The sequence below is a fragment of the uncultured Tateyamaria sp. genome (assembly GCF_947503705.1).
Lineage (GTDB): Bacteria > Pseudomonadota > Alphaproteobacteria > Rhodobacterales > Rhodobacteraceae > Tateyamaria.
Genome location: NZ_CANNES010000001.1, coordinates 66,108 through 79,193, shown reverse-complemented (window position 1 = coordinate 79,193; position 13,086 = coordinate 66,108). Strand labels below are relative to the sequence as shown.

At 60.6% G+C, this 13,086-nt stretch carries 12 protein-coding genes and 1 tRNA gene; 5 read left to right on the top strand and 8 right to left on the bottom strand.

The window, feature by feature from the left end; all coding sequences use genetic code 11:
- Nucleotides 1-28 precede the first annotated feature (28 nt).
- The 3 genes from Q1A44_RS00390 to Q1A44_RS00380 form a co-directional block, all read right to left on the bottom strand.
- Nucleotides 29-700 (bottom strand): hypothetical protein, encoded by a 672-nt coding sequence (locus tag Q1A44_RS00390; RefSeq protein ID WP_299617950.1) that lies wholly within the window; start codon nucleotides 698-700, stop codon nucleotides 29-31.
- Entirely contained in the window at nucleotides 701-2,890 is a 2,190-nt protein-coding gene (gene uvrB / locus Q1A44_RS00385; RefSeq protein WP_299617947.1) for an excinuclease ABC subunit UvrB, read from the bottom strand.
- A gap of 87 nt (nucleotides 2,891-2,977) precedes the next feature.
- Nucleotides 2,978-4,126, bottom strand: a complete 1,149-nt coding sequence (locus tag Q1A44_RS00380) for an adenylate/guanylate cyclase domain-containing protein (RefSeq protein WP_299617944.1) — start codon at nucleotides 4,124-4,126, stop codon at nucleotides 2,978-2,980.
- A 100-nt stretch (nucleotides 4,127-4,226) separates the two neighbouring features.
- On the opposite strand from Q1A44_RS00380, the gene Q1A44_RS00375 reads away from it, so the two are divergent.
- The 5 genes from Q1A44_RS00375 (at nucleotide 4,227) to Q1A44_RS00355 (ending at nucleotide 6,279) form a co-directional block, all read left to right on the top strand.
- The gene (locus tag Q1A44_RS00375) at nucleotides 4,227-4,538 is read left to right on the top strand and encodes an ETC complex I subunit (protein ID WP_299617941.1); all 312 of its coding nucleotides are present in this window, start codon (nucleotides 4,227-4,229) and stop codon (nucleotides 4,536-4,538) included.
- Nucleotides 4,535-4,981, top strand: a complete 447-nt coding sequence (locus tag Q1A44_RS00370) for a cupin domain-containing protein (RefSeq protein WP_299617938.1) — start codon at nucleotides 4,535-4,537, stop codon at nucleotides 4,979-4,981. The genes Q1A44_RS00375 and Q1A44_RS00370 overlap by 4 nt, the downstream gene beginning before the upstream one ends.
- Complete coding sequence (locus Q1A44_RS00365; protein WP_299617935.1) at nucleotides 4,978-5,433, top strand: GNAT family N-acetyltransferase; 456 nt, start codon at nucleotides 4,978-4,980, stop codon at nucleotides 5,431-5,433. Before Q1A44_RS00370 ends, Q1A44_RS00365 begins: the two co-directional genes overlap by 4 nt.
- Nucleotides 5,434-5,475: 42 nt before the next feature.
- A tRNA-Arg gene (locus Q1A44_RS00360) sits at nucleotides 5,476-5,552 on the top strand.
- A 46-nt stretch (nucleotides 5,553-5,598) separates the two neighbouring features.
- Entirely contained in the window at nucleotides 5,599-6,279 is a 681-nt protein-coding gene (locus tag Q1A44_RS00355) for a DUF1045 domain-containing protein (RefSeq protein ID WP_366942587.1), read from the top strand.
- 33 nt (nucleotides 6,280-6,312) lie between these two features.
- Here the strand turns inward: Q1A44_RS00355 and Q1A44_RS00350 are convergent, their stop codons facing one another.
- From Q1A44_RS00350 to Q1A44_RS00330, 5 genes are all read right to left on the bottom strand, one after another.
- Nucleotides 6,313-8,361 carry a hypothetical protein gene (locus Q1A44_RS00350; protein ID WP_299617927.1) on the bottom strand — a complete coding sequence of 683 codons (2,049 nt, stop codon included), beginning with the start codon at nucleotides 8,359-8,361 and terminating at the stop codon, nucleotides 6,313-6,315.
- Between the two features lie 22 nt (nucleotides 8,362-8,383).
- The gene (locus Q1A44_RS00345) at nucleotides 8,384-9,547 is read right to left on the bottom strand and encodes a phosphatase PAP2 family protein (RefSeq protein WP_299617924.1); all 1,164 of its coding nucleotides are present in this window, start codon (nucleotides 9,545-9,547) and stop codon (nucleotides 8,384-8,386) included.
- Nucleotides 9,548-9,575: 28 nt separating this feature from the next.
- The gene (locus tag Q1A44_RS00340; protein WP_299617921.1) at nucleotides 9,576-11,156 is read right to left on the bottom strand and encodes a winged helix-turn-helix domain-containing protein; all 1,581 of its coding nucleotides are present in this window, start codon (nucleotides 11,154-11,156) and stop codon (nucleotides 9,576-9,578) included.
- Between the two features lie 227 nt (nucleotides 11,157-11,383).
- Complete coding sequence (locus tag Q1A44_RS00335; RefSeq protein WP_299617918.1) at nucleotides 11,384-12,010, bottom strand: hypothetical protein; 627 nt, start codon at nucleotides 12,008-12,010, stop codon at nucleotides 11,384-11,386.
- A gap of 629 nt (nucleotides 12,011-12,639) precedes the next feature.
- Nucleotides 12,640-13,068 carry a hypothetical protein gene (locus Q1A44_RS00330; RefSeq protein ID WP_299617915.1) on the bottom strand — a complete coding sequence of 143 codons (429 nt, stop codon included), beginning with the start codon at nucleotides 13,066-13,068 and terminating at the stop codon, nucleotides 12,640-12,642.
- Between the last annotated feature and the right edge of the window lie 18 nt (nucleotides 13,069-13,086).

Below are 13,086 nucleotides of genomic sequence, written 5' to 3'. Positions count from 1 at the left end.
CTTCAAGATCTTCAGGAAAAACACTTTTTTACTTATCAGCTTCAGAGAAAATATATTTGTTCCAGTGGTAGAGATAGAAGCCAATTATTGCTACAAACACTATGAAGATGATACCCGAAGCAAGAATAGGGCGCGCGATCTCGCTCCAGGTCGTGTTTAAAACTTCCGGGAAAACCCTCAATGCGAAGGTCATTGGGTATAAAGTCGCCAGACCAATTGCTACGTTGAGCCAAAGTGCGGACTTGGCAACTCTTCCTCCAACCTTTTGAACTTCTATGAGGACGTAATTTATCCGCGTTTGAACTCCAGAAATTGGTGCGATCAAGGCGAAAGACAGAAACGAAGCGTTGAATGTTGCCCCAGCTTTAACGAAATTCCCATTTCGTGTGTTGCTTAACCAAAAGGAAAGCTCAAGTATTAGTGGTGTTAGCAAACTGGTCGAAAGAAATAATAATAGCGTACTGCTGTCTAGTTTTGGGCCAACATTAGAAACCTGTGTGGTGTCTGTCGGAATTATATTTAAACGCGAATAGCGGATTACAAGCATAAGGCCGATGCCAACTAGCATAAACAATAGAGCGTCTGGTTCGACATTTTCGGAACCTGCGAACTTCTCTAGTACTGTCATATCGCCTGACCAGAAGCTTATCGAGAAACTCAGGTAGTCTGTAATAGGTTCAACAAGACTCTCGAAGTCCATTCACCGCTTCCCCCCATACCGCGACTTGCCGCCCCGCATTCCTCCGCGTCCGCCGGTTGACCGCCCATACGCCTTCTGCGCGTCCCCAACCGCCTTCTCTACAGCGTATTGCCGCGCCATTGGGTCGTCGGCCACGGCAAGGTCCACCGATTCCAGCCTTTTGACCTCGTCCCGAAGCCGTGCCGCCTCTTCGAATTCCAGGTTCTCGGCGGCTTTGCGCATGTCTGTCCGCAGCCCATCCAGCACCGTTTGCAGGTTGCCGCCTGCCAGCGGGTTGTCGATCTTGGCCGTCACGCGGCTCTGGTCCGTGTCGCCTTTGTAGAGGCCTGCGAGGATATCCTCGACGTTCTTTTTCACTGTGGCGGGCGTGATGCCGTGTTCCAGATTATACGCCTCTTGCTTGGCCCGGCGGCGGTTGGTTTCGGCAAGCGCGCGTTCCATCGAGCCGGTGATGCGGTCGGCATACATGATCACCCGGCCGTCGGCGTTGCGCGCGGCGCGGCCGATGGTTTGGATGAGCGAGGTCTCTGAGCGCAAGAACCCTTCCTTGTCCGCGTCGAGGATGGCTACCAAGCCGCATTCGGGGATGTCGAGCCCCTCGCGCAGCAGGTTGATCCCGATCAGCACGTCGAAGGCACCCAGGCGCAGGTCGCGCAGAATCTCGATCCGTTCGATCGTGTCGATGTCGGAGTGCATGTAGCGGACGCGGATGCCCTGTTCGTGCATGTATTCGGTGAGGTCTTCGGCCATCCGCTTGGTCAGCGTGGTGCAGAGCGTGCGCATGCCGTCGGCGGCGACTTTGCGGACCTCGTCGAGCAGATCATCCACCTGCATCTCGACCGGGCGGATTTCCACGGGCGGGTCCAAAAGCCCGGTGGGGCGGATCACCTGTTCGGTGAAAACACCGCCCGACTGTTCCATCTCCCAGGCGGCCGGTGTGGCGCTGACAAAGACCGATTGGGGTCGCATCGCGTCCCATTCTTCGAACTTCAACGGTCGGTTGTCCATGCAGGAGGGCAGGCGGAAGCCGTGTTCGGCCAGCGTAAATTTGCGCCGGTAGTCGCCTTTATACATGCCGCCGATCTGCGGGACGGAGACGTGGCTTTCATCTGCAAAAACAATGGCGTGGTCAGGGATGAATTCGAACAGGGTGGGGGGCGGCTCGCCCGGGGCGCGACCCGTGAGATAGCGTGAATAGTTCTCGATCCCGTTGCAGACGCCGGTCGCCTCCAGCATTTCCAGATCAAAGTTTGTGCGCTGTTCCAGCCGCTGCGCCTCGAGCAATTTGCCGTCACCCACGAGTTGGTCGAGGCGCGTGCGCAGCTCTTTCTTGATGCCCAGGATGGCCTGGCTCATCGTGGGTTTGGGGGTCACGTAATGCGAGTTGGCGTAGACCCGGATATGTTCCATCGTGTCGGTTTTCTCGCCCGTCAGCGGATCAAATTCCGTGATGCTTTCCAGTTCCTCACCAAAGAAGGACAGCCGCCAGGCGCGGTCGTCCAGGTGTGCGGGAAAGATTTCGAGCGAGTCGCCGCGCACCCGGAAACATCCCCGGAAAAACGCGGCGTCGTTGCGCTTGTATTGTTGGGCTACAAGGTCGGCGATCACCTGGCGCTGGTCATAGCTTTTGCCGACTTTGATGTCTTGCGTCATGGCCCCGTAGGTCTCGACCGAGCCGATGCCGTAGATGCACGACACGGATGCCACGATGATCACGTCATCGCGTTCCAACAGCGCCCGCGTGGCGGAGTGGCGCATCCGGTCGATCTGTTCGTTGATCTGGCTTTCTTTCTCGATATAGGTGTCAGAGCGCGCCACATAGGCTTCGGGCTGGTAGTAGTCGTAATAGCTGACGAAATATTCGACGGCGTTGTCGGGAAAGAACCCTTTGAATTCGCCGTAGAGTTGGGCGGCAAGCGTCTTGTTCGGGGCAAGGATGATGGCGGGGCGCTGCGTTTCCTCGATCACCTTGGCCATGGTGTATGTTTTGCCCGTCCCCGTGGCCCCCAACAACACCTGATCCCGCTCGCCCGACACCACACCCGCGCTGAGTTCCTTGATCGCCGTCGGCTGATCGCCTGCGGGCGAAAACTCGCTGTCCATGCGGAAGGGAATGCCGCCCTCAAGCTTGAGGCGGGTGCGCACGTCTTCGGCAGGATTGGCAAGGATCGCTTGGGCAGTGTCGGACATCTGGGCGGGCTCCTGTGGTCAGGGCTGTAATCTGGCGTTTGTGGGGGCATGTGCAAGGGGGTGCGGCATTCTAGGGCCGCACTGTTGTCAGGATTTGGCAGGAGAGTAGACCGGCATCGGAGCCTCCAATCCCTTGAGCGGTTCCGTGCCCACATGGGTCATTTGACCGACCATCGTGCCTGCGACGGTGTCAGACACCAGGACCGCATGGCCCAGCGTTGCGGTCAGCGCCTCGATCCGGGCGGCGATGTTCACCGCCTGGCCCAGCACGGTAAAATCGATGCGGGCACGCGCGCCGATATTGCCATAGAGAACCTCGCCGAAATGGATGCCGATGCCAAAGGCTGCGTCCAAACCCGACTGTGCAGCGATGTCGTGGGCTGCTTGGGCTGCCGTCATCGCGTTCCGGCAGGCGCGGTCGCGCCCGGCGGCGGTGCCATCTGACGGAAAGAGCGCCAGCACCCCATCGCCCAGGAACTTCAGGATCTCGCCCTCGTTGCGGTCCACAGCGTCCGAGATTACTTCAAAATACCGGTTTGCAAGTTCGAGCGCTTCGGAAGGAGGCCGGGTTGCATTGATCCTGGTCCAGCCGCGAATGTCGCTGATCAGAATGGCGGCCTCGATCGTTTCGATATCGCCGCGCGTGATCTGCCCGTCCAGCACCCGCTGCCCCGTGCGCGCGCCCAGATAGCTGGTGGCAATGGATGTGGCGAGGTGGTGCCGCTCATAGGGTTCGACCACCGGTGCCAGAACGCTGGCAATCTGGTCGATGGTGGTGATCTGATCGGCACTGAACCCATCCGGCCCGTCACTGACCAAGGTCAGGATGCCCCCGGTGCCCATGGAAAATTCGAGCGGCAGGCCATAGTAATCCGTTGCACCCCGGTCCTGCATTTCGTGCAGAAACAGGTGGTCTGTTTCGTTTAACGGACCGGTCAGCTTTCTGCGAAAAGGCGTTCTGGTTTCCGAGATATGTGCCATGGGACTGCCGATATAGGCCGAGCGGGTCTCAAGGCCGTGTTGGGCAAGATTAGGCGCGATCCGGTTGCCATCTGCCTCCCACATGACACTGAAAGCGGCGGTCAGCGGGTGCGTTGTCCTTATCCCCAGCCGCATCCGCATCACCGGAATGCCGCCTGCCCTGAGCCGTGCACCCAGCCCGTCAACCAAACCTTGCATGGTCTGAAACCGCCCTTGGGTCAGCATCCATTCGATGTGCGGTGTGTGATCATCCATCGCAGTTTATATGGCCAGGATCGGTGCTGAGACAATTCGCATCTTGCGAGCAGGCCCGGAATTGCGGATATACTTTGCCAACCGTTTCAGGAGTTTTGCCATGCGTGCCCGCATCTACCAACCTGCCAAAACCGCGATGTCCTCTGGTGCTGCCAAGACCAAGCATTGGGTGTTGGAATTTGCGCCGGCCTCGGCCCGGTCGGTTGATCCGCTGATGGGTTGGACCTCGTCCTCGGACACGCAAAGCCAGGTGCGCCTGAAATTCGACAGCCGTGCCGCTGCCGAGGATTACGCCAAAGAGCATGGCATTGACGCCGTTGTGCAAGAGCCCAACAAGCGCAAGGCAAATATCCGCCCCGGTGGCTATGGCGAGAACTTTGCCACCGGTCGGCGCGGCGCCTGGACCCATTGAGCGGGGCCGTTCATACGCCTGCCGGTGGCGGAGCGGCGAATGACGCCTTCGGGCTGACCCGCCGATTTCACGTTGACGGCGATGCAACTTTGCCTGCGGTGTTTGAAGAAGACGTGCCTCATGGCGCTGGCCCGCCGCGCCATATTCACAACGCCGCAACCGAGCTGTTTGTGATCCTGCGGGGCCGTGTCCTGTTTGAGGCGGATGGCGAAACGCTGGAGGCTGGCCCAGGCGATACCGTTTTCATCCCGCCCGGTGTTGTGCATGCGTTCAAAGGGCTGGCGCCCGAGGGCTCTGTCGTGTTGATCACCCTAACACCGGGCAGCGGGGCGGACCTGTTTCGCCGCGTTGCCGCCGAAGGGTTGAAGGCACCTGATGACATGCCCCGCATTGCCGAGATCGCGGCCCAGACTGATCTGACCTTTGTTGGGCCGCCCTTGTGATTGTCGCGCCCGATACCCCCGCGACCCCGGATGTCCGCGCTTTGCTCGAACGTCACTTTGCGTTGATGCGCGCGGGTTCGCCCGCGGAAAGCTGCCATGTGATGGACCCTGACACGCTGCTTGAAAAGGGCGCTGTTTTGGTGGCGGCCCGTGATGGTGGCCCTGTTCTGGGCATCGGTGCTATGACGGTCATCGCCCCGGACCATGGTGAGTTGAAATCAATGCACACCGCCGCCGAGGCGCGGGGGCGTGGCGTGGCACAGGCGGTTCTGATGGCTTTGATGGACACCGCCCGGGCGCAAGGTCTTTCCCGTCTCAGCCTAGAGACCGGCAGCGCAGAGATGTTTGCTCCGGCCCGCGCCTTGTACGCGCGCAACGGTTTTGATCTGTGCCCGCCCTTTGGGACCTATGTGGTCGACCCGCTCAGCGTTTTCATGACCCGCACCTTGTGAACCCTTGCCCCTGCGCGCGGCCTGCGGCATGAACGGTTCAGCGGTCCCTTAGCTCAACTGGATAGAGCAGCTGACTTCTAATCAGCAGGTTGAGGGTTCGAGTCCTTCAGGGATCGCCAGTTTTCCGATGTGCCTGGTGCAAAGCAACGACAAGGGGGCGCTTTGATGTTCACGCGCTACGCGGTTTACTACACGCCCGCCGCAGGCACGCCTTTGGCCGGTTTTGGCGCGGATTGGCTGGGCTGGGACAGTGCCGCCGGTGTAGGTCGGGCACATCTGCCTGTGGACGGTGTTGATCTGGCCGAGATCACGGCCACGCCCCGCAAATATGGATTTCACGCAACGATCAAGCCGCCCTTTCGGCTGGCCAAAGACCGCACGGCGGAGGCGCTGAGCGCCGCTCTGGAACGGCTGTGCGATGCGGCGCCTGCGGTCGCGCTTGAGGGGCTCAAGGTTTCTCGGTTGGGCCGGTTTCTGGCGCTGGTGCCTGTCGGCGACACAGAGCCCTTGGCCCGCCTGGCAGGATCGGTGGTGCAAGAGCTCGATCCCTTTCGCGCCCCCCCGACAGAGGCCGAGTTGGCCAAACGGCGCAGCGCACGGTTGAGCCCCGCCCAGGAGGCCAATCTACAGGCTTGGGGCTATCCTTATGTGATGGATCAGTTCCGCTTTCACATGACGCTGACAGGGCGACTTGACGCCACTACGCTTGAAAGGGCCGAGGCGGCGCTGGCCGCCCCGCTTGCTGCCTTGCGCCTGTCCCCTTATCCCATCAACGGGCTGACCCTGTTCGGCGATGATGCGCAAGGCATGTTCCACCAGATCGAGCGCTTTGCCTTGCGGGGCTAATGGGTCTCGCCATGGGTTTTAGTTTCCGCCTCTTTAGGTGACCCGGTACGCGCCGGATCCGACACGATCCACGTTGCTTCCGTCCGTCAGATCGACCCGCTGAATTGGCCCGGGATAGGCGGTGGGGTCAGCGGCCCATTCGCGTGCTTGCAAGCCGTGCAGGCCGATGGCCCCTGTGGCGGCGCGCGCCATTTGCGGGGCCGCGGTGCTGGTGCCACCCTGACGTACCATGGTGCCGCTGCGCGAGCCCGCATTCAGGACCCCGCGCAACACCAGGCTGTCATCACCGAGCGCCGTCATGTCGGGCCCGTCGCGATCTGCCGCACAGGCCGAGGCGGGCCGGTTTAACGGGCCTGCGGCAGAATAGTCCGACATCTCGGCCTGTTTGGCCGTATAGGCCGCAACCACGATGGGCGCCGCGCCGCAGCCATAGCCGCTGAGCGTCATGGACCGGCGGATCGGGCTTGTCGTGTCCGGCGGATCAACCGGCAAGGGGGCCCCGAATTTGCCAAAACGCTTGTAGTCGTCATTGTTGAAATAGGCCTGCCTGCCGCCGGGTTTGAATCCGGGCAGCGTTTCGTCGCGGCGGACCCAGGCGTGGACCTGATCCGGTGCATTCGCCTCCCGCCGGATGGTCAGGGTCCAGGTGCCACAAGGGGCCAGCGCCTCTTTGGGATCGAGGCTGGAGGTCCTGTTCAGCGACAAAAGTGCAAAGCCGCGATTGATCGGAGCTGGCGCAAATTCATAACTGAGCCGACCGATTTCGCGTCCTGCGCCGTCGCGCAACGAGTGGCAGGGGCGTCCGTCGGTGGCGATTGATCCGGCAGGGCCGAAAGGTGTGGCAATGGCGATTTCGGCCGTTTCCGCTTCGGCTTCGGTGGCCGCATAGGGCATCCAGATCTGAACCTGGGTTGCGGTGCGGTCGTCGGGCTGGACGGCCAGTGACAGGGCCGTTTCGGTGGCCCCCGCCTCGATCTGACCATGCAGGCGCGACAGGTTCAGGTTGCCCGCAGGCACCGTCAGCCAGGCCTGTTGCGGTTCTTGCGCGCCTTGTGCTTCGGCGCCGAAATAGTGGTCAAACAGGGTCGCGAACAACCCTGTGCCGTCGTGGGGGCCACCACCATTGCCGTAAGACAGGTTGAACATGGCGGGCGCTAGATCTCCTGCCTGCGTCCGAAAACGTCGGGCCTGTTTGACCAGCATGTGAAAGGCCAGGTAGAGCGTGGGCAGCAGGTCGACACCGGTCGTGTCCTCGACAAGGGCCGAGGGCAAAGCGGCACAGATGATCGGTCGGTTGCTGCATTGCTCTTCCATCGGGAAACCGGCGGCGACGCCCATCGTGTGCGTGCCGTGCGAACGACGCATGGCCACGGTTGAAAACACCTGGTCGTAGAAATCGACCTGGCCGGTGAGCGTATAAAACAGATCCTCGTTCAGCAGGTGGTTGCCTGTACACGCCTCCAACAGCCCGTCGATCTGTTTCTGGCTCAGCGTGCGCCCGATGCTGGTTTGTGAACCTTCGGCGTCCACATTGGCACCCAGTATCGCAGCATAGGCAACCCGCGACTGCGTGGGACCGGTGCGAAAGAGGTTGTTGGCAATGCCGATCCCGTCATCAATCACCGCCATGACGACGGCGTCGTCGGGCACTACGATCGGGGTGGTATCCGGCCAATCGGCGTCAAAATCCAGCGCATCGCGCCGCACAATGGCCCCCAGATGGACCGAAAGCACACCAAAGCGGTTCGCCGCCCCCCCGTCGCCCTCGTGCCGGTTGAGCACATGGACAAAGCCTTGCCGCGCAAAGATCACAACGGGCTGGCGTGCCTTTTCCACATGCAGGTCTGCCGGGTCATAGGCCACGGGCACGAGAAAGCTTTCTTCCTCGGCGTCGGGGTCATCATATTCTGCCAGGAACGCTTCTGCCTTGTGGATGAATGCCTGAATGCTGCCTTCGATCTCGATCAGGACAGACCACCATTTGTCGGTCTGGCTTTGCGGGTCGGCGTGCGGGTAACGGGTCAGCCGAAAGTCGGCTGTCTGGCTGATGACATTGTCCTTGCAGCCTTCTTGATATTCCATCGGGTTTAACATGGGTCCGGCCTCACCCTGCCTGCGACGGGGTGACATCGCGCCATTCGGCCACGGCCTCTGTCCAGAGCCAGTTCAGGAGGGCAGAGGGGTCGTCGCCGCGCCGGTCCTTGTGCTGTTCTGACGATCCCCATTGATAGCCATCGGTTTTGAACGTGCCGCACATCTTGTCTTGTTCCGGATCATAAAGCGCGTGCCAGTTGAAATCGAGCTTGCCATCAAAGCCGGGCCCGTCAAAGACGCACGAAGTCCAACCGCCGCCCGTTGCGACGTCTTCGATATGTTCGGCCAACGTCAGGCCCAGGGCCCCGCCTGCGGCACTGTCCACGGGGAAGTGCACGCCCGCCACGGTCCGGTTCACTGCAATCCGCGAGGCCTGTCGCATCAGCATGTCGCCCCAATAGGCCTGATCGTTGTATTGCGGCGCTTCGCTGGCGCGCATCAGCTTCCAGATCAGGCGTGCCATCAGGAACGCCTCGGTCGCGTGGCCGCTGGGCAGGGAGGCGTGTGTGGGCGTCGGGATCATCGGTTGCACTTGCGGAGAAAACTCGATCGGGCGCTTGATCCCGAGCGAGAACTTCACCCGCTGGATCGTGGCAAAGGCAAAGCCTGCCGCCAGATCAAGCAATTCCAGCGTGCGTGGTGTGCGGGCGGGGTCGATGTAACCGATGCTCTGGTAGAAGGGGATCGGCAGGGCCAGTTGCGCCAGGATTTCGGCAGAGCGGTCTGCGCGAATCTGGGAATAGCCCGCCACGTAGTTCAGTTGCTCGACCAGTTGGTCGATGCCCGGCGCGCTCATCTCAACCATCTCCTGATAGCGCATTTTTCCGGGTTCATTCATGCTGTCGCGCCGCCAGACGGTTGCAGTGGGCAGGTCGCCCTTGGAGCTGGCCGTGACTTCGACCGTGGGGGCCAGAACGGACATGAAGATGGCCGATTGCTGGCTGGGCGTCAGTCGCTTGAGGCCGTTGGGGTCATTGGCCATGCCCGGAAGGGGCGGGGTGATGTTTTCTATCTTGCTGCTGACGATGCCGTCGCGGTTGGTGATCAGGGCGAATGCATCTGCGGACACGTTTCCGCCATAGGCGTTGTAGGCATTATACGCGTTATACGCATTGTAGGCGTTGTACGCATTATAGGCATTGTAAGCGTTATAAGCATTTTCGCGGTCGGCCATGTTCGTATCCCTTGTTGGTTCGTGAGTGTTATTCCGGCACGCCTGCTGCACGCAGCATGTCGGCAAATCTGCGCCCGTTCTTGAACTGGGCGCTGGGCGTGGATTGCAGCCACGCGCCGACCCTGAAATCGGGGTATTGCTTCATCAGGGTTTGCGCCGCCTCGTGCGCGGCGTGTTCCTGGCCTGCGCCCAAAAGGGCGACGGGCAACATGCGTTGGCTTGAGGCATGTTCGCGGTTCAACCGCAGCGACTCGTGGGTCAGTGCCAGCGCGCGGTCGTAATTTTCGGTCGCAAGGCAGGCCCCTGCGTTCAGCGCCAGATACATGAAACGGTGCGGGTCCAGCGGCGTCAGGTGCATGGCCCGTTCGGTGTCACGCTTGCCCTGTGCACCCCGGTCGCTGAAGGCAAGCAGCATCCCCCGCAGGCTGCGCCCATTGGCGTCGTTTGGATTGTTTTGCAAGGCCAGGTCATAGCGTTGCTCAGCCGTGTCCAGATCCTTGACCAGGTGCATCAGAACCTGCCCCTCGCAAACGAGTGCCAAGGTGTGAAACGGATCAAGGTCGAGGGCCCGGGCAGTCAGATCAAGGGCCACCTGTGCCTCGGCTTCAGGATCGTCGACCCACCCCTGGGCGGAGTTGAGCACATGCCAGCGCGCCAGCCAGGCCAGCGGCGCGGGATGGCGCGGGACCTTGTCGTGCAGGTGTTCCAGGAACCCTTTGGCCCTGTTGAAATCCGTGGGCGAAAAGCGGTGCATGAGCCCGACTGCCCCGTGCAGGATACTGAACAGCTTGAGGTCGCGGATCGGGCTGGAGCCGACCCGCCGGACCTCGTTGAGCGTGATCGCACGGCGGATGTTGGCCACCACGATTTCCAGCCCTTCGGTCTCGGGCTGCGTCGGGTCAAAGGGCAGTTGCATCCGCTCGGACCAGAGCACAAAGCCGGTATCGGCCTCTGCAAATTCGATGGAGACGGCAACCTTGGCTCCCAGCCGGACCAGATAGCCCGAAAGCACAAAGTCTGCATTCATGGTCCGGCGCACATTGTACGGCTCTGGAGCAAACCCTCCCATCGTGCCTGTCGACAGCCGCGAGATCACGTTCACGTCCTGTGTCATGGAGAGCAGTTTGGCGATCTCGTCAGCCAGAAATATGCCGTAGATATCAACGGTGTCCTGCTGATCACTTTTGAAGGGCAGGACGGCGAGCGTGGGAAGGACGTCGCGCGGGTCCAACTCGGCAGGCAGCAAAAGGGTGTCGGGTTCGGCGTCGTCATGCAGAGCGGGCGCGAGACCGGGGGTACGGGCCACAGCGCCGGTTTTAGCGGCTGGCACCACTTCGCCCTTCAAAAGATAGCCCCGTTTCGGCACCGTCACCAGAATTGCGCGGGTGTCGTCGCCAATGGCCTTGCGGATGTCACGGATGCATTGTGTCAGGCTGTCGTCCGTCACGGCCAGATCGGGCCAAACATGACCGATCAAAGTGTCGCGGGCGACCAAAGTGCCCAGATGATCCACCAGATAGCCCAGCACCTTGGCCGATTGCGCACGCAACAGGATTTCCTGCCCCTGCGCGTCAAACAGGCGGTGCGAGGTGGTGATGTAGGATGCCATACCCAGCCGGACATGACCCGCATTGTGCGCGTCCGTTTGCAAAACAGTCTTTTCCCCAGACCGACCAGCCCGAACGGGCTTTCGCCGCCACCCGCCGGTCACGTAGTGCCAATGAGGGATAGATGCCACGCCGGTTGTGCGTCCCATCCACTCTGACGCGCCCCCTCTCCCTCGGGGCGAGTGTTCAGTAAAACCACGGGTGGTGTCTAGGGGTTTGTGCGCCAACATCATTTTTGTTCCACCGGCGTCAGGAAAAGCGCGGTTTCTCCGACCTTTGCGCAGCTCAGCGTGTCCAGCATGATGGTTTGCAAGGTGCGTTTGGATTTGGCCACGAGAGTGATGTCTTTTGAGCCTTCGGGGAAGCATGCGGGCAGGGTTGGATCCTCGATCAGGACACCGATGCAGACGGGGAACATCGCGGGCATCATCACCAGCCATCCCTGGTCGCCCAGTTTAGCCTGCGAGTGGCCATAGGCAGGGTTTGGGGATTTCAGTATCGCGTGCACCTGGCTGAGGGCTTCCAGTTTCACCGGGGCGTCATCGACGGTGCTGAGCAGGGGGGCCACGCGGCCCGGATGCGACCAGTCGAAAATCACGCCGAATGTGGGATGGGGATCAAGCCCGGTGCAGAACATCCAATGCGAATTGGTCTGATCGCCCTGTGTCGTCTTGCCTGTCCAGCTATAGGTGGCACCCACATGGATGTCTGCGCTGGCCTTTGCCTGGGTCAGCTCAAGACGCAGGAACTGGTTGTTCATCATCTGCCCTGACGAAAACATCCCCTCGCCGACCATCACGGGCGGCACATCTGCAAAGACGCCAGCATAGTAAGGGAAGATTTGAACGTCGGTCACGCGGCGGCTTTCCATTCTTGGCACTTGCCCTTTTGGCACCCGCATGGGGTGGGCACATGGCAGTTCCATGCTGTTCACAGTTGTGACGACGAAAGGGCTATCGCTCCTGAAATCCTTCCGAAATCTTTCCGAAAAAACGCGCAATGCCCTTTGAAGCAAGCAAAATACGCGTCTGCAGCGTTCGAGGGCGCCCAAATGACCTTGCAGAATTTCGGAAGGATTTCGGAACGATTTCAGGCCAAATCATCCGCCATGCGCAACAGTAAGGGACATTGATTACAAGCACTTTCAGAACGCTCGGCATCAAAAGAGCCGAGGCATAGCAGCGACCCGGAGGTGGGGGAGCCTTTTATGGGCGAACTGATCTAGGGGAGAGTCGGGGGGTTTGGGCCTCTGGCGGTTAAGCACGGTGACTTGTCTGGCTGACATGATCGTGTGACCCGCGGCTTCGACTGACCGGGTCGCTTGCGATGATTAGGATTTATGCGGTCTGGGTATGTGGGCGGTCTGAATCCCGTGCGGTAGCGATTTGGTACGAGGAATTTCAAACGGGCGGACAATATTCCGCAACAGCGCGTAGCACCTTATTTCAACAACAACAGCCCCGCATGATCATGGGCGATCTTTGGTTACCCTGCCAAAAGTATCTGTTTGGTGATCATTGTCGGAGACGATGGTGGTGGGCGGCGCGGCAGGCCGCGCGCAAGCGGCGACAGGTCAGTCTTGGCGGTGTCCGGCGCATCCAGCAACAGCATCGCGCCCAAGATTGTGGCGTAATCAAAGAGGACGATATCGGCACCTGGGTGAGACCCCCCCACAGGGCGGCCCAAGCGAGAGCTTCCAGCGCTGCCCCACCATCGTGGGCAGTATGAAACGCAAGGGCCGTTGATCATCGTTGCCTCGCTTACCCGCCTTGACGCAGAAAAAGCGCCTGCATCCGGGGTCACGTCTCTGCCGAACTCCAACCTCGCGTCGATCACTCCTTCGTCGCCCATGGCCCACGTGCGGGAAAGTTGCGGGCCGTCCGGCAGCACGCCCAGAGCTTCGTTCAACCGCACTGGCAATGGGATGCCAAA